Source organism: Pseudomonas sp. UMAB-40 (assembly GCF_900095275.1).
GTDB lineage: Bacteria > Pseudomonadota > Gammaproteobacteria > Pseudomonadales > Pseudomonadaceae > Aquipseudomonas > Aquipseudomonas mandelii_B.
In genome coordinates, this window is sequence record NZ_LT607568.1 from 1 (window position 1) to 15522 (window position 15522).

The 15522-nt window shown below is 57.1% G+C and carries 15 protein-coding genes and 1 pseudogene; 8 read left to right on the forward strand and 8 right to left on the reverse strand.

The window, feature by feature from the left end; translation table 11 throughout:
- Together K0F88_RS22965 and K0F88_RS22970 are read right to left on the reverse strand one after the other, a co-directional pair.
- A pseudogene (locus tag K0F88_RS22965) lies at positions 1 to 308 on the reverse strand (phage infection protein); the annotation flags it as partial.
- Between the two features lie 344 nt (positions 309 to 652).
- Positions 653 to 1138, reverse strand: a complete 486-nt coding sequence (locus K0F88_RS22970) for a DUF6130 family protein (RefSeq protein ID WP_094467882.1) — start codon at positions 1136 to 1138, stop codon at positions 653 to 655.
- 330 nt (positions 1139 to 1468) lie between these two features.
- Here K0F88_RS22970 and K0F88_RS22975 point away from each other — a divergent pair, with 330 nt between their 5' ends.
- The gene (locus K0F88_RS22975; RefSeq protein ID WP_094467881.1) at positions 1469 to 1744 is read left to right on the forward strand and encodes a hypothetical protein; all 276 of its coding nucleotides are present in this window, start codon (positions 1469 to 1471) and stop codon (positions 1742 to 1744) included.
- A gap of 58 nt (positions 1745 to 1802) precedes the next feature.
- On the opposite strand, the gene K0F88_RS22980 is transcribed toward K0F88_RS22975, so the two are convergent.
- Positions 1803 to 2168, reverse strand: coding sequence for a hypothetical protein (locus K0F88_RS22980; RefSeq protein ID WP_255141755.1), 366 nt, complete (start codon positions 2166 to 2168; stop codon positions 1803 to 1805).
- A 283-nt stretch (positions 2169 to 2451) separates the two neighbouring features.
- Positions 2452 to 3384 (reverse strand): GGDEF domain-containing protein, encoded by a 933-nt coding sequence (locus tag K0F88_RS22985; protein ID WP_219096643.1) that lies wholly within the window; start codon positions 3382 to 3384, stop codon positions 2452 to 2454.
- A 556-nt stretch (positions 3385 to 3940) separates the two neighbouring features.
- Here K0F88_RS22985 and K0F88_RS22990 point away from each other — a divergent pair.
- From K0F88_RS22990 to K0F88_RS23005, 4 genes are all read left to right on the forward strand, one after another.
- Positions 3941 to 5332: an MFS transporter gene (locus K0F88_RS22990; RefSeq protein ID WP_257605330.1), complete on the forward strand. Its 1392-nt coding sequence runs from the start codon at positions 3941 to 3943 to the stop codon at positions 5330 to 5332.
- Between the two features lie 277 nt (positions 5333 to 5609).
- On the forward strand, positions 5610 to 6149 hold the full coding sequence (locus tag K0F88_RS22995; RefSeq protein ID WP_219096644.1) for a hypothetical protein: 540 nt from the start codon (positions 5610 to 5612) through the stop codon (positions 6147 to 6149).
- On the forward strand, positions 6146 to 6610 hold the full coding sequence (locus K0F88_RS23000) for a hypothetical protein (RefSeq protein WP_219096645.1): 465 nt from the start codon (positions 6146 to 6148) through the stop codon (positions 6608 to 6610). Before K0F88_RS22995 ends, K0F88_RS23000 begins: the two co-directional genes overlap by 4 nt.
- 172 nt (positions 6611 to 6782) lie before the next feature.
- On the forward strand, positions 6783 to 8141 hold the full coding sequence (locus tag K0F88_RS23005) for an MATE family efflux transporter (protein ID WP_219096646.1): 1359 nt from the start codon (positions 6783 to 6785) through the stop codon (positions 8139 to 8141).
- Between the two features lie 70 nt (positions 8142 to 8211).
- Here the strand turns inward: K0F88_RS23005 and K0F88_RS23010 are convergent, their stop codons facing one another.
- A complete protein-coding gene (locus K0F88_RS23010) occupies positions 8212 to 9138 on the reverse strand; it encodes a universal stress protein (protein ID WP_094467876.1) in 927 nt (308 codons plus the stop codon).
- A 274-nt stretch (positions 9139 to 9412) separates the two neighbouring features.
- Between K0F88_RS23010 and K0F88_RS23015 the strand changes: the two genes are divergently transcribed.
- Complete coding sequence (locus K0F88_RS23015; RefSeq protein ID WP_094467875.1) at positions 9413 to 10654, forward strand: MgtC/SapB family protein; 1242 nt, start codon at positions 9413 to 9415, stop codon at positions 10652 to 10654.
- Between the two features lie 108 nt (positions 10655 to 10762).
- The gene (locus K0F88_RS23020; protein ID WP_219096647.1) at positions 10763 to 11686 is read left to right on the forward strand and encodes a universal stress protein; all 924 of its coding nucleotides are present in this window, start codon (positions 10763 to 10765) and stop codon (positions 11684 to 11686) included.
- 53 nt (positions 11687 to 11739) lie between these two features.
- Here the strand turns inward: K0F88_RS23020 and K0F88_RS23025 are convergent, their stop codons facing one another.
- Positions 11740 to 12303, reverse strand: coding sequence for a GNAT family N-acetyltransferase (locus K0F88_RS23025; RefSeq protein ID WP_094467873.1), 564 nt, complete (start codon positions 12301 to 12303; stop codon positions 11740 to 11742).
- A 228-nt stretch (positions 12304 to 12531) separates the two neighbouring features.
- Here K0F88_RS23025 and K0F88_RS23030 point away from each other — a divergent pair, with 228 nt between their 5' ends.
- Positions 12532 to 13443 carry a universal stress protein gene (locus K0F88_RS23030; protein WP_094467872.1) on the forward strand — a complete coding sequence of 304 codons (912 nt, stop codon included), beginning with the start codon at positions 12532 to 12534 and terminating at the stop codon, positions 13441 to 13443.
- Here the strand turns inward: K0F88_RS23030 and K0F88_RS23035 are convergent.
- Positions 13433 to 14416, reverse strand: coding sequence for a zinc-dependent alcohol dehydrogenase family protein (locus K0F88_RS23035; protein ID WP_094467871.1), 984 nt, complete (start codon positions 14414 to 14416; stop codon positions 13433 to 13435). The genes K0F88_RS23030 and K0F88_RS23035 overlap by 11 nt on opposite strands.
- Before the next feature lie 23 nt (positions 14417 to 14439).
- Complete coding sequence (gene fnr / locus K0F88_RS23040) at positions 14440 to 15183, reverse strand: fumarate/nitrate reduction transcriptional regulator Fnr (protein ID WP_094467870.1); 744 nt, start codon at positions 15181 to 15183, stop codon at positions 14440 to 14442.
- Positions 15184 to 15522 lie beyond the last annotated feature (339 nt).

The window sequence follows — 15522 nt, forward strand, 5'->3', positions numbered from 1 at the left end:
TCGATCAGACGGTCGGAGCCACCTTCAGCGACGCGGTTTTCGATCAGACGGTCGGAACCACCTTCGGCAACGCGGTTCTCGATCAGACGGTCGGAACCACCTTCGGCAACGCGGTTTTCGATCAGACGATCCGAACCACCTTCGGCTACGCGGTTTTCGATGAGACGGTCGGAACCACCTTCAGCGACGCGGTTTTCGATCAGACGATCCGAGCCGCCTTCAGCGACAACCGGGTGAGCAGAAGAAGCGGCGAAAGCGTTAACTGCAAAAACCGAGAAAGCGATGCTGAGAAGGATTTGGCGTTTCATGATGGTGTGCTCCGGGGTGTAGTTGTTTGGTATGGAGGCGATGTTACGCCCCGGAGTTTTTTAGAGAACTTCATTGAGTTGATGGTGACTATCGATGGCGGCAATGGATGCGCCTAACGCCCGTGCCGCCGGCCATCGAACAGTCCTCGCTGCTCGTTTTATCAAGAACAGCGAAGCCTGTGCCGGTCCTCGTCCGGTCATGTCGCCTCGCTTCAAGAGGTGAGAAAGTCCTGATAGTTGGCTTGCTGCACGGTTCGGGAAACGAACCGCTCATGGCAAAGATGACTGATTCATTTTAGATAAGGACGTGCGACAAATGGTCAGTCCCCTGACTCGCACAACCGTTATGGTTTCACGGCGTGGCTATCGTCAACGCGAGGGGCGTCCGCTGGGTTCTTCTCCGGAACCACAAAACTCACCACCGTACTCGTCAAAATCTTATGACTAGGATCAGCCACCTCAAGAAGCACCTTGTGAGCACCTGGCGTCAGCCCAACCAAAATAATCGGGTCTTCACTGGTGTGCGCCCAAGTACCTTTCCAGTCGTCGACGGTCACGTGAAGGTGGCCGAGCCGTGGTGATACTTCGACAGCCGTTTTGCCAAATACCGGCATGATCCGGGCGTGCTCGGTTCGATACTGGATGATGACAACGCCACGGGCGAGCGGCGCGGCGAGCGGCGGATAGGCAATGAGTTTTGGTCCTGTCTCAGACTCCAATGGCAGTATGGCCGGTGGGGAATTGGTGTCTGCTACACCTTGGCCCCACGCGGCTACGCAAAAGAAGGCGCTCAAAGCAAGGCCGGACAGATTTCCGAGAGCGAGGGGCATGGTGTTTTCTCCCGCGTGATCTCATTCAAGGCTAGATCAAACGGGGCAGTTGTCTATGCCAGAGCTGCCTCTCTCTGCAAAACAGCCGAGTGGGGAGGGACAGAAAACGGGTGTTGAATACGAGCCCTTTAATGACGGTGATCGGTTAAAAACAGCCAGTGAATGGAGCGGCGCAAAATGACAGCTAAGCTTCCTTTTACAGCCGGGCTTATTGAGCAGAGTGGGCTTTGTGGCCATGGCGTGTAACCGCCTTCAGCGGGCACCACGCCGTCACAACATCCTGCCCGATCTTGAGCGTTAGCCCTTCACAACAGCCTCGGAGGGGAGCCAATGAAACGTATCGTCATGCTCATCGCGATTTCTTTGCTGACCACTGCTTGTCAGAGCACAAATGATAATGGCGTCACCCGACTAGACAATTGTGTCTGCTATAAATCGACCGAGGCACAACATTTGCCAGCATCGCAAATAGCATGGACAGACCCCGAAACGTTGCAGAAACAATTCTCACATTGCATTTGCCGAGCCTTGGTTGACCTGAAGAAGGTCGATGATCCCGGTAAATTTTTCGTGCCCGGAACCGAAATAAGAACGGAACTGAAATAAAACAACATCGGAAAAGGATAGGTGGTGTGCGTGCGAAACAGGCCAGAACCGTCCGGACTCAACGTCCATATTCAACGTAAGGGCTCAAGTAGAAAGCTTGCGTATCCCAGTTGATTCGATAAACCACTTCTTTCCCTGGCTTGATCTTGGCCGCAACCGTTTTGATCGCGGCACCACTGCATAACCCAGACTCGGCAAGCCCTGTGCCGAGATTCACTTCACCGGCCGGCAAAACGAACGATGCCTTTTGACCGGGACCTATCTTGGCTGCGCGCTGACCACCGATGTAGAACATGGCGTCACATCCCGCAGCGACAAACCCGTCATCACGGACAATCGTCAGGCGTCCAGGGTCTTGCGTGCCCTGGCTTTTGAACGCGTACATCTTGTCGGCCGGCACTGGCCGGGCTTCAGAAACCGGCATGGGCGAGGTTGCGCACCCGCCCAAAGCCAGCAAGAGAGCCCCCGTTGCGAGAATCCTTCGCATAATTTTTCCCTCCTGAATAAGGGCGAATGTATCAGAGCGTCATACTGCTTTGCTTCATAAAGCCATTCGCCAAAAACACCATCGCCAAGTACTACCTAAAGTGCCTGCTTTTGGCCGATTGCTGCCGGCCGAAAACGCACCTGGACGATCCTCAAGCAGGCCTTTAGGGCGCTACATGATGTTGAACGATAGCCATTTTCTCCAAAATTTCGTACGGAGCCTAAAGATTAAAGAATTGGTTTCTACCCCGTTCTTTAGCTATGTAGAGAGCTTTATCGGCGCGGGCCAGTAGTGTGTTGGACGGGTGCAGTGGACCAAATGTATGTACTGAAAAACCAACGCTTATAGTTAAGTATCCTGTGCTGGAAGCAGAGTGCGGTATTCTCAAGTCTCGCACTAGTTGGCATAGGGTTTCGACGTGCCGAGCTGATTGGTCTTCCGTCATGCCGTTGGAAAGAATCACAAATTCTTCACCGCCATACCTGGCTGCAAAATCAGAGCCTCGCTGAAAAGATTTATTCAAACTATCAGCGACACGTATTAATGCTTCGTCGCCAGCTTGATGCCCATAGATATCGTTGAATGACTTGAAATTATCAACGTCAATCAAGGCAAGCGTCAATGAGTCGCTGTTGCGGCATGCAATTTTACATTGAATGTCAAACTGTGTATCAAAAAAGCGACGATTGTAAATGCCTGTCAGTCCATCTTTTATGGATAGTTGTTCGAAGTGTGCTTTCATTTCCTCGAGGGACTGATGCTCGTCTCGAAGTTGCTGCTGTATTAGCATGCGAGGTGTTACATCTTTTTGTATACCTAAAAAATTGGTTACAACCCCATTTTTATCATGAATTGGAGATATGCTTAGCTCATTCCAAAACATCGTTCCATCCTTGCGGTAGTTTCGCAAGGTTACGAGGCAGTACTCACCTTTTTCAATGGCTTTGTGAATAATCTCAAGTTCAGGCTGTTCTCGATCGTTTTTTTGTAGGTAACGGCAGTTAACGTTAGTGATTTCTTCAAACGAGTAACCGGTCATGCGCTCAAAAGCAGGATTTACAAATATCAGCGGATTATCTTCAATGCAATTATCGGAGATGGTGATGCCATCTCGCGAATCCATAACGGCCTGTTTAAGAATTTCAATTTTCATGCAAATTCCGTTAGTAGGATTAAATGAAGGAGCGTTTATTAGAAAGGGTGAAATATCCAGATAGTGCGGTTAATTAACTTGCCTGACGTATAAGTGTAGTCGTTGGAGAAATACAAAGTTTTTTTTATGCTTTCGATAGCCGTTGCGATTGATTTCAGTCAAAAGCTCCGCAGAAATAGCCCTGGTTGGCTGATTGCTTGAGAAATGACCTGCATTAGGGCATCAGTATTAAAGGCTTAACTGTTCACCTCTTTTTCGAGCGACCGCTTGGTGACTGGTAGTTTTTGGCCGATTTCTGCCGGTCACGACAGGCAGAAACCGCCACAAAGCTGACTTTCGCGTAAGGCGGCGATTGGTCAATGGATGTCTCGCTGCGATCTAGAACACACGACATTTTTAACTATAGGCTGGGCCTATATAAAGGATTGTATATCGGTCTTGGACGCTATCAAGCAAGCGACAGAAGATTGCTTCTCACCTAAGCGCCACCCAATGAGCGATACCAACGAAGCAAACTTGATAGAAGACCCCACTTCCTCTACATCTTGGAGCCATCATGTCCCGACAAACAACAATGGATGCAGAGACCGTCGCTGCTCAGCCAGATGGGTTGCCTGAAAACGCCCGTCGTCTCGCGATATTTTCGTTGGCGATCGGTGTCGCCATGGCATCACTCGACACCGCAATAGCCAATGTCGCTTTACCTGCAATAGCTGCTCAATTGCAGACAACACCTGCATCATCGGTTTGGATCATCAACGTCTATCAGTTAGCGATGGTTGCAACGCTCCTCCCGTTCGCTGCATTGGGTGAAATCATCTCTTACCGGCGGGTTCTACTTTTCGGACTGTTCTTATTCACATTGGCATCACTTGCCTGTGCTCTGGCCTGGTCGTTGCCTTCACTGGTCATAGCTCGGCTGTTACAAGGAATTGGGGCTAGCGCCGTTATGGGTGTGAATACAGCCATGCTTAAAGCCATCTACCCGACGCGCATGCTAGGACGTGGTTACGGGACCAACGCCTTGGTGGTTGCAGTCGCTTTTGCAATCGGGCCGACCATGTCATCCCTTATTTTGTCAGTCGCCAGTTGGTCGTGGTTATTCGCAATCAACGTTCCACTCGGCTTAGTCGCACTTTTCCTGGGGCGCAAAGTATTGCCTGATACCCGCCGGGCGACCCACAAGTTTGATGGTCTGACTGCCCTCTACAACATCGTCGCGTTCAGCTTTTTGATTTTGTTATTCGGCGATGCAGCCCACCAAGAAAAATTCACTACCCTTGCCATGGAATTGGCGGGCACAGCCTTGTTCTTCGCACTGCTCATGCATCGGCAGGCAGGTCATAAGGCGCCAATGCTGCCGATTGATCTGCTCCGTCGACCCATGTTTGCGCTTTCTGTCGTGACGTCCGTTTGCACCTTCGCAGCACAAGGACTGGCGTTCGTAGCCCTGCCGTTTTATTTCTATACGACGCTTGGCAAATCGCCGGTAGAGGCTGGTTTCTTATTGACGCCATGGGCTGTCATGGTAGCAATAATGGCCCCAATTGCCGGCCGTTTGAGTGATCACTATTCTCCCGGCGCATTAGGTGGAGTCGGTCTTTCGATACTGGCCCTTGGGTTGGTAGCTCTAGTACTTATGCCTGATGATCCGTCGACTTTGAATATAAGCTGGCGCATGGGTATGTCAGGTATTGGGTTTGGTTTTTTTCAAGCACCTAACCTCAAAGGTTTTATGGGTAGCGTGCCACCGACACGTGCCGGCAGTGCAAGCGGCATGGTTGCCACGTCAAGGTTAGTTGGACAGGCAATTGGTGCAGCGCTGGTTGCTTATTGCTTCATGTTATCGAGCGAGCATGGAGCAACGTTTGCGTTATGGGGGGCAGTTGCATTCGCAGCCATTGCAAGCATTGCAAGCTTTGCCCGAGTCGTTGCTGTCCGAACTTGAGCTGGCAAACGCCATGAACTGAATCGCACCACGTTTTGTAAATACGCTTAATGACCGATCAGCCGATTGCCGACCTCGCCATCGGCAATAATCGAACCAAATCGGTCGTTCAAGGGTGATAGGAACCGAAGCCGGTACACCTCAGTGCGGAGCGCGCATTGGTGGCACTTTACTGAAGGCATCCCGCCAAATACCTTTTTTTCGTTGCGCATGGTAGGCGGCAGATGTTGAGGACGATAATCTCTTCAGTGTACTGGATGAAGATGGTTTCCCCTCAATGCTGAAATGGCTTTCCTCAATTCGTCGCGATTTTCGCATTCAGCTTGACTGGCCTCGTTTCGAGGAAGCAGAGCGCTACCGCTATGTTACGGAGGCTTACGATCAACTCCCTACACAAGGGATGGAAGCCGATCTAGTCGAGCGCTTGAAGCGCGTTCAAAACGAGACGGCTGCAAAGTTCAATGCTGACCGTGATCTGCTAGAAAGGGCGTTCGGAGCGCTGCAGCCCAAAGTGACTTATTCCAAGCGTCTAGTAAGCCTCTTTCAGCGCGACTATCGCGCTGAACTTGAAGCCCTGTACGCAGAAAAAAGTCGGCTCCACAGTGAAATTCAGCTGAAAAGAGCAGAAAAATCATCCGAGTACGAGTGCCTCAATTCTATCCACGAGGAGAAAAGAGAGCTGTATAAAAAACTTCACAAACTTCAGAACGAAATTGATAGCTGGTACGCGGAAGCCAACCGGCATCCTGTTTTGTTGGCAAAAAGAATCGAGAGATTCCAGAATATTCGTTTTTCGGGATTAGCCAAAACTCTTTGAATAGTGCCAAAAGTGACCGGGAGGTGGTATTTGAGAAGGTTAACGAGGCAAAAGAGGGGATCGACGAAGCCAACAGTGCTATCCATGCCTTGAATCAGGCGCTGAAGCAAATCATTGCTAATTTGGGGTTGATTAAGCAGCGCATCATGGATACTCAGAAGGATCGGGCCGAGTTTTTCGACTTGAAGAAGTCAGGTAAGACTTTGAAGGTCCTGAAAACGGAATCGGACGACTTGGGAGGTGAGCTTGCCAGGCTTCACAACTCAATGATCTCGCTTGAAGAAGAACGGTCATATTTCATCCGAGATGCCGAAGACTCGTATGGGGTGCCAGCGTTACGCATTGAACTGAATAAACAGATTGAAACTCGAGTTGCCCACCTCAGGGCATTCGACCTACCAGAACAGAAGGCGCAGCGTAAGCAGCGACACCGAGAGCAGTGGCTAGCAGAGCACCTGTAACAGCAATCAAACGCCCATAGTCAGTTGTCTCGGCTTTCCTAAGCACTCGATGACTGCTTTTGGCCGACAGCTGACATCGTCCATACTCACTCTTCGAAATGGGGGCGCGTTGGCGTCAGCTCCCTAGCTTAGAATTCGCCAAGCCCCAGCCCACACCCGAGACGGACCCTCAATGCAAACCCCAACCACCCAACACGCCCTCTGGAAAACCTACCTCCTTTTCCTCGCCCCCATGGTCCTCTCCAATTTCCTCCAATCCATGTCGGGCACCATCAACAGCATCTACATCGGCCAAATGCTCGGCACCCAAGCCCTGGCGGCCGTTTCGGGCATGTTCCCCATCGTCTTCTTCTTCATCGCCTTGGTCATCGGCCTGGGCGCGGGTGCCGGCGTTCTCATCGGCCAAGCCTGGGGCGCACGCGAGCCGCACCTGGTGAAAACCATCGCCGGCACCACGCTGCTCTTGGGCGCAATGATCGGTCTGGTAGCGGCGATATTGGGCAGCGTCTTCGCAAGGCCAGCGTTGCAGGGGTTGGGAACCCCGGCCGATGTGCTCGACGACGCCGTGTCTTACGCCCACGTGATGATGTGGATCATGCCGTCGCTGCTGGTCTACGTGCTGTTCACTCAGCTGTTGCGCGGGGTGAGCGATACGGTGTCGCCGTTAATTGCGTTGGTGGTGTCGACGTGCATCGGGTTGGCGCTGACGCCGACGTTGATTCGGGGGTGGTTCGGGTTGCCGGTGATGGGGATTCAGAGTGCGGCGTATGCCGGGCTGGCGGGGAATTTGTCGGCGATGGGGTGGTTGGCGTGGCGCTTGATTCGCAAGGGGCATCCGTTGGCGCCGGATCGGGAGATGTTTGCGGCGATGCGCCTGGACCTGGTGATTCTCGGCAAGGTGTTGCGCATCGGTTTGCCGACCGGGTTGCAGATGGTGGTGTTGTCGGTGTCGGAGTTGGTGATTCTGGCGCTGGTGAATCAGCACGGTTCGCAGGCGACGGCGGCGTATGGGGCGGTGACGCAGATCGTCAATTACGTGCAGTTTCCGGCGCTGTCGATTGCGATCACCGCGTCGATCCTTGGCGCTCAGGCGATCGGGGCAGGGCGGCTTGAGCGCATGGGGCCGATTTTGCGCACGGGGCTGTTGATCAATGTGTGCCTGACCGGCGGCCTGGTGGTGTTGGGTTATTTGCTGTCGCACTGGTTGCTGGGGTTGTTTCTCACCGAGGATTCGACCCGGGCGATGGCGGAGCATCTGTTGCACATCATGCTCTGGAGCCTGTTGGTGTTTGGCTTCCAGGCGATTGTCGGCGGCATCATGCGCGCCAGTGGTTCGGTGCTGGTGCCGATGGCGATTTCGATTTTCTGCGTGGTCGGCGTGCAGCTGCCGGTGGCGTATGTGCTGGACGGGCAGTTTGGGTTGCAGGGTGTGTGGATGGCCTTTCCCGTGGCGTACCTGGGCATGCTGGTGTTGCAGACGGCGTATTACAAAAGGGTCTGGAAGCATCAGGCGATTGAGCGGTTGGTGTAGCGCCGTGCCATAAAAAATGGGCTGCCGTGCAAACGGCGGCCCATTTTTTTGGATGGTGCGCGGTCGTTGCTTATTCCTCGAGGATTTCCGGCGATACCACCCACACGCTGCAGGGCATTTTGTACAGCAGGTGTTCCACCGTGCTGCCGATCAGCCGGCCGATGCCGTGGTGGCCAACCCGGCCCATGACGATCACGTCGACGTTGTAGGCATCGGCGTAACTGGCCAGGACTTTGGCCGGGTTGCCCATCACCATGTGCCGCTGTTCCGGCGGGATACCGTTGCGTTCGGCCAGCGCGTTGAAGGTTTCGCCCTGCGCGTCGAACAGGGTTTTGGCGGTGGTCGAGGAGAAGAATTTGGTGGCGTCGCCGAAGCCGAATTCATCGGCGCCGATGGACGACAGGTCATAGGCGTACACCACGTCGACCTGAGCGTTGCAGGCCGTGCCCAGCTTCACCGCTTCATGCAGGATGCGGTCATTGAAGCCTTCATATTGGCCATCGCGATGGAACGGGTCGACCGCCGCGACGATCCGGCGCGGCAAGGCGTGTTGCACGTTGCTGACAAAATGCAGCGGCACCGGGCATTCGCGCAGCAGGTGGATGTCCAGCGGCGTGAACAACATCCGCGACAGCAGCGATTCGTGTTCCAGTGCCTTGATCACCAGGGCCATCGGCTGCTCTTTGAGGTGGATCAGGATTTCCTGCAACGGACGTTCGACCCAGACCACTTCCGTGGTGACGGTCACGCCGATTTTGCGCAAGGGGCGGGCCTGTTCTTCCAGCCACTGGCGATGGCGCTCGACGTACCCGAGGCGCATCTGCTCCAGGGCGTCCCGGTTGACCAGGCTGGCGGTGGCCAGGCCTTCCAGGAAGTCGAACGCGACGATGTGCAGCGCCGCGTCTTCTGCCTTGGCCAGCGCGGCGGCCCGGTCGAAGGCGGGGCTGTTTTCCATCAGGGGCGAGGCGATAAGCATGAAGCGTGATTGTTCAGTCATGACAATTCTCCCTGGGGTCTTCACTCAGACGCTGGCCTGAAATGGCCGCGAGGGTTGGCTGGAGCGTTTACCTGAGGCCCATATTGGCGGACCGCCGGGAGGGGGCGCTTGATCTTTGTCAAACATGCGCGTGCCAGCGCGGGAGCGGACGCCATGTGGTCGCCTGGGCCATACTCGAAGAGGTTGATCATGATCAACCTGGGCATGAACGGTTCGGCGCACGCTCGCGTCAACTGAATGCAGGTCCCCCCGGCCTGGCCGGATTGAGAGTCCAATGAATGAAACCCTCGGCGGCATGGCCGGCGCGGCGGCTGCGCTGGGGATCGGCATGCTCATCGGTCTTGAACGCGAACGGCACAAGGGGCGAGGGGACAGCCGTGCCTGCGCCGGTTTGCGCACGTTCGCGATTACCGCGTTGCTGGGGTATGGCGCGATGCAAGTGGGCGGTGGCCTGCTGTTGGGGATCATGGCCACCTGTGTGGCGTTGCTGGTCACCGTGGCGTACTGGCGCAGCTTGAGCGATGACCCCGGAGTGACCAGCGAAGTGGCCTTGCTCACGGTGTTGGTACTGGGCGCGTTGTGCGTCACCGCGCCGGAGCTGGCCATTGCCATCGGCGTGGTGATGGCGGGGTTGCTGGCGTATCGGCAGAAGTTGCACCACTTTGCGCGCAGTCAATTGACCGAAGCGGAACTGCGCGACGGTTTGGTTCTGCTGGTGGCTGCGTTGGTGGTGCTGCCGTTGGCGCCGGACCGCTTCATCGGCCCCTATTCGGCGATCAATCTGCGGACCATTTGCACCTTGACCGTGCTGCTGATGGCAATAGGCGCGGTGGGTCATATTGCCGTCCGAACGCTCGGCAGCCGTTACGGCTATGCGCTCAGTGCCATCGCCTCCGGTTTTGCTTCCAGCACCGTGACCATCGCCGCGATGGGGCACCTGGTCAGCAAGGAGCCCGGTAACATCAAGACCCTCAGCGCGGCGGCGATATTGTCCAACCTGGCCACCTTCACGCAGGTCGGCCTGATCCTGGGGGCGGTTGACCCCGATCTGTTGCGTCACCTGTGGGGGCCGCTGTTGTGCGGGCTCGCCGCCACTGCGCTCTATGGCCTGAGCCTGATGTTTCACAAGCCGGCGACCGGCGCCAGCCAGCCGATCAAGGTCGGTGGGGCCTTCAACCTCAAGCTGGCCGTGGTCGTCACGTTGACCTTGACCTGTATTACGTTCCTGTCGTCGATGATGCTCAGCTACTTCGGCGAGGTGGGGATGATGCTGACGGCCGCCTTCACCGGTTTCGCCGATGCGCATGCCTCGACGGCCTCGATTGCAGCCCTGGCCAAGTCCGGGCTGTTGCCGTTTGATGCCATTTCCGCGCCTGTGCTGCTCGCGGTCAGCAGCAATTCCCTGAGCAAATGCGTGGTGGCCTGGGTCAGCGGCGGGCGCCGGTTCGCCGTGTATGTGGTGCCCGGCCAGGTGTTGCTGACGCTGGCGATGTGGGCGGGCCTTCTGTTGCTCTGACCGCACGTCTTGCCCGGTAGCTGACAAAGATCAAGTCGCCGGAACCCGGAACGCTCACTCTGAGCGTCTGTTCACTCCCATCCCGATGGCCACGTGCCGAGGTGCCCCATGTCGCAGATTCAGCGTTTACTGTTGATCGCTCCCCCAGCCATGACCCGCACGCCGGCCTTCGACCGTGCCGCCGCGTTGGCGCTGGCCATGCAAATGCCGTTGCACATCGTCGCCTTTGATTATTTGCAGGCCCTGGCGGTGGCGGGGTTGTTTGCCCCGGAACAGATCAGCCTGGCCCGGGACGGGTATTTGCAAACCCATCGGCAATGGCTCGTCGAGCAAGCCGCGCTGATGAGCAAGCACGGCGTCGAGGTCACCAGCGAGGTGGTCTGGGTGCAGCATCCGTATGAGGAGATCCTGCATTTCGTCAACGAGATGCCCTTGGCGCTGATCATCAAGGATGCGCAGGAAGAGTCAGCCTTGAAGCGCGTATTTTTCACGCCGCTGGACTGGCAGTTGCTGCGCGATTGCCCGGTGCCGGTGCACTTGGTGACCAACGCCCTCAACCCCAAGCCGCATAACGTGCTGGCCATCATCGATGTGTTGCGCAGCGAAGACCAGGACCACGTGTTCAACGACCAGATCATCGACGCCGCGGCGAAGCTGGCCACCGTGTGCGGTGCAACGCTTGAGTTGGTGCATGTGTATGACTGGACGGCCGTGTATGCCCAGGACATCGGCTTCGGCGCGCTGCCATTGGCCGTCGGGATATACGAAACCCTGGGCAGTGCCCAGCACGAAGCGTTTGCGGCGATTGCCGAACGCCATGGCGTAGCGCCGGACAATCGCCACTTCATTGAAGGCGCGCCGCTGACGAGCATTTGTGATTTTGCCGCCGATCACCACACCGATGTCATCGTGATGGGGACGGTGCAGCACAAGGGGCTGAACAAGCTGTTGGGGACCACGGCCGAGCAACTGTTGCATCGGGCGCCTTGCAGCGTATTGGCCATCAAACCGGGCCGGGTTTTGCAATCCTGAAGACTGGATCGCCTCGCGATGAACCGTTGGCCGGTGCATCGCGGGGCGATTTTTTACAGGTAGAGGCGGTGAATGACCTGACGGGTGTCATCGGGGTCATTGTGCGTCTCGAAACCCAGCGCTTTGGCCAGGTCGCGCATCGGCGCATTGCTGGAGGCATCCACCGAATACATCTGGCGGAAACCGTTCTTGCGTGCGGCCTTGATCAAATGCTCCATCAACAAGCTGCCCAGGCCCAAGTGCGTCCATTCATCGGCGACGGTCACGGCGCATTCACATTCATGTTCGCCCGTGGCGGCGTAGCGGCTGACGCCGATTTCGATCAGTTGGCCATTTTCGTGGACCAGCGCAATGTAGGCCGAACGCTGTTTGTTGTCGGTGTCCATCAGTTGGTCGAGCAAGGCGGTGCCGGGCTCGTTGATCTGGGCGAGGAAGCGCATGTGCCGGGACTCGGGGGATAACCGCTTGATGAAGGCGAGTTCACGCTCGCGGTCTTTTTCCGCCAGCGGCCGGATCAGAATATGACGCCCGTCCTTGAGCGCTTCGATCCAGTATTTGCCGGTGACTGCGGCGTAGGCGGCAGCGGCTCGGTCATTGTGGTCTTTGACAGTCAGCATGGTGTGTTCCTCCATCCGGTTTGAAAGGTGGGCGGCACGATGGCGAGCCGTTCGGTGACTTCCTTTCTACGCCGTTGGCGGCGCTGGAATCTGATCTGGATCAGAGAGTCGCGACGGCAGGCGTTGATTGGCTCATGTTTGATGTAAATCAAGCGAGAGGAGGGGGCGAGGAGCGCAGTCTTGGACACTTGCCGGCGTTTGATGACCGGTGTCGAGCCGAGGTGTGTGATGGGCCAATATCAACGTTTGTTGCTGATCGCCGACCAAACCCTGCATCAGTCCCCCGCCATGTTGCGCGCCGTCGCGCTGGCCAGGGCGAGCGGGGCCGAACTGGCGGTGCGGGCCTTTGTCGAGCCGGCGCCGGTGGTGCATGTGTGGGAAGACAAAATCGACGACGCACGCTATCAGGGTTATTTGCGCCGCTACCGTCGCTGGGCCGCCGATGAAGTCGAACGGCTCAACGAGATGGGGCTCGACGCAACGGTCGAGGTGGTGTTCACCACCCATCCGCTGCTGGATATTCTGCGAACGGTCGAAGACTTCAAGCCGGATCTGCTGATCAAGGACGTCACCCTCGAACCGTTGCTCAAACGGGTATTCATCACACCGCTCGATTGCCACTTGCTGCGCGAGTGCCCGGTCCCCGTGCATCTGGTCAACCAGACGCGTTACGGCCTGCCGCACCGGGTCGTGGCGGCGGTGGACCCGTTCGACCCTTCAACGCAAATCAACGGCTTGAATGACACCATCATCCAGACCGCGAACGCCCTGGCGTTGCAATGCGACGCTCCGTTGCACCTGCTTTACGCCTACGACTTGTCACCGGCGTTCAACGGCGACGCGCCGCTGGCTGGCGGTGGCTGGGGCGTGGACTTCATCGAGGAGCTGCGCCAATCCTTGCACCAGGCCTTTGTCACCCTGGCGGACCGCTACGGTGTACCGCCAGAGCGGCGGCATTTCGTGATGGGCCTGCCCGTGCCGGTGATCAGTGAATTCGTCGAGCACTACCTGGCGGATGTGGTGGTGATGGGCACGGAGCACCGGGTGGGGATCGACCGGTTGATCGGCAGTAACACCGAGCGGGCGCTGTACTCGGTGCCGGGCAGCATTCTGGCCGTCAGGTCGAACGTCAGGGGGTGAGCACGATGGCGCCTTTGAACTGCCCGGCCCGCAAACACGCGAGCGCCTGGTTGGCGTCTTCCAGGGCAAAACGGGTGACGTCGCAATGCACCGGCGTGTGTTGCAGTTCTTCGAAAAACGCGGTGCCGTCTTCACGGGTCAGGTTGGCCACCGAACGGACGCTGCGTTCACCCCACAGCAGTCGATAGGGGAAGGCGGGGATGTCGCTCATGTGGATGCCGGCGCAAATCACGCAGCCACCCTTGACGGTGACGGCCAGCGCCTGCGGCACCAGCGCGCCGACGGGGGCGAAGATCAGGCTGGCATCGAGCAGGTGCGGCGGAGGCTGGTCCGAAGGGCCGGCCCATTCCGCGCCCAGTGATCGGGCATAGGCCTGGCCTTCGCTGTCCTCAGGTCGAGTGAAGGCCGATACCCGTTGACCCCGGCCCCGCGCCACCTGAATCGCCAGATGCGCGGCGGCCCCGAAGCCATAAAGGCCCAGGTGCCGAGCGCCCTTGGCCATTTGCAGCGCCCGGAAACCGATCAGCCCCGCACACAGCAGCGGCGCGGCCTGGAGGTCCGAGAGCACCTCGGGAATGGGGAAACAGAAACGCTGGTCGGCCACGGTGTACTCGGCATAACCGCCGTCCAGGTGACAACCGGTGAACTGCGCGTGGTCGCAAAGGTTTTCCCGGCCCGAGGTACAAAACGCGCATTGACCGCAGGTCCAGCCCAGCCACGGAACGCCGACCCGCCGGCCAATCCAGTCGGGCGTAACTTCGCTGCCCACCGCCGTGACCTCGCCGACGATTTCATGGCCGGGCACCCGTGGCAGCACGGCTTGCGGCAACTCGCCGTCCACCAGGTGCAGGTCGGTGCGGCACACGCCGCAGGCGAGCACCTTAAGCAGCAGTTGGTGTGGGCCGGGTATTGGGATGGCGCGTTCTTGCAATTGCAACGGCTGGCCGGGCATAGACAGAACCATGGCGCGCATGACGAAGCTCCAGGCGGGCGAAATCAGCGAGGTTGGCGATGACAGCCGGCGACCATTTGCTTGAGTCCTTCCATGTCTTGGATCTTGACGTCGCGGCCGGCGATTTCCACCAGCCCCTGGTCCCGCAGGTGCGCAATGCCCCGGCAGATGGTTTCCAGGCGTAGCCCAAGATAGGAACCGATTTCATCGCGACGCATTTTCAGCACGAACTCTTTGGATGAATAGCCACGGATGCTGAACCGTTGGGACAGGTTCAGCAGAAACGCCGCCAGGCGCTCATCAGAGTTCATGTTGCCCATCAACATCAGCATGCTGTGATCACGCACGATTTCACGGCTCAGCAGCCGGTTGAGGTTGTGCTGCAACGACGGCAGGGTTTGCGCCAGTTTTTCCAGCTGCGCAAAGTGAATGGGGCAGACTTCGCTGTCCTCCAGGGCAAACGCCGTGCAAGCGTGCTCATCGGCACTGATGGCGTCCAGACCGAGCATTTCGCCGGGTATGTGAAAACCGGTGACTTGTTCACGGCCATCGACGGACACCACACAGGTCTTGAATGAGCCGATACGCACCGCGTAAAGCGAACGCAGAGGGTCGCCGGTGCGGTACAGCGCGGCGCCCTTTTTGACCTTGAAGCGTTGCACGATCAGCGTATCGAGCCGTTCAACCTCCGCTCCGGTCATGCCAATGGGAAGACACAGCTCCAACACACTGCAGCTGGAACACGCAGCCTTGAGGTAATGAACTTGCAGGGGACGAGTTTCATGCATGGGGGGCGGACGCCATCTGGGAGTGGTTTAAGCATAGTTGGTGAGCCATCGCGAGGAAGTTTCATTCAAGCGTTTGACGGGGTAATCGACAAACGGGGAAAGCCGCTCCCTGCTGTTTGATCTTCACCGCATTCCAGCGCCATTCAACTTGTGCGCAGACGGTGACACTTGATGTAAATCAAGTCCCGAGCGTTCCAGGCTCCCAGAATTGATCAAGGATTGCCGGCCGGTCGGATCTTTTACGGAGAACTTCATGAGCGATTTCCTCAGTGATGAGCAATTGGAAGGGCTGGACGCCTATTGGCGGGCCTCCAATTACCTGGCCGTCGGGCAGATTTA

Coding starts and splice junctions, on each gene's coding strand:
- K0F88_RS22970 (WP_094467882.1), bottom strand. CDS start 1,138: ATGCCCCTCGCTCTCGGAAATCTGTCCGGCCTTGCTTTGAGCGCCTTC.
- K0F88_RS23020 (WP_219096647.1), top strand. CDS start 10,763: ATGTCGCAGATTCAGCGTTTACTGTTGATCGCTCCCCCAGCCATGACC.
- K0F88_RS23025 (WP_094467873.1), bottom strand. CDS start 12,303: ATGCTGACTGTCAAAGACCACAATGACCGAGCCGCTGCCGCCTACGCC.
- K0F88_RS23035 (WP_094467871.1), bottom strand. CDS start 14,416: ATGCGCGCCATGGTTCTGTCTATGCCCGGCCAGCCGTTGCAATTGCAA.
- K0F88_RS22995 (WP_219096644.1), top strand. CDS start 5,610: ATGCTGAAATGGCTTTCCTCAATTCGTCGCGATTTTCGCATTCAGCTT.
- K0F88_RS23030 (WP_094467872.1), top strand. CDS start 12,532: ATGGGCCAATATCAACGTTTGTTGCTGATCGCCGACCAAACCCTGCAT.
- K0F88_RS23010 (WP_094467876.1), bottom strand. CDS start 9,138: ATGACTGAACAATCACGCTTCATGCTTATCGCCTCGCCCCTGATGGAA.
- K0F88_RS23015 (WP_094467875.1), top strand. CDS start 9,413: ATGAATGAAACCCTCGGCGGCATGGCCGGCGCGGCGGCTGCGCTGGGG.
- K0F88_RS22985 (WP_219096643.1), bottom strand. CDS start 3,384: ATGAAAATTGAAATTCTTAAACAGGCCGTTATGGATTCGCGAGATGGC.
- fnr (WP_094467870.1), bottom strand. CDS start 15,183: ATGCATGAAACTCGTCCCCTGCAAGTTCATTACCTCAAGGCTGCGTGT.
- K0F88_RS22990 (WP_257605330.1), top strand. CDS start 3,941: ATGTCCCGACAAACAACAATGGATGCAGAGACCGTCGCTGCTCAGCCA.
- K0F88_RS23005 (WP_219096646.1), top strand. CDS start 6,783: ATGCAAACCCCAACCACCCAACACGCCCTCTGGAAAACCTACCTCCTT.
- K0F88_RS22975 (WP_094467881.1), top strand. CDS start 1,469: ATGAAACGTATCGTCATGCTCATCGCGATTTCTTTGCTGACCACTGCT.
- K0F88_RS22980 (WP_255141755.1), bottom strand. CDS start 2,168: ATGCCGGTTTCTGAAGCCCGGCCAGTGCCGGCCGACAAGATGTACGCG.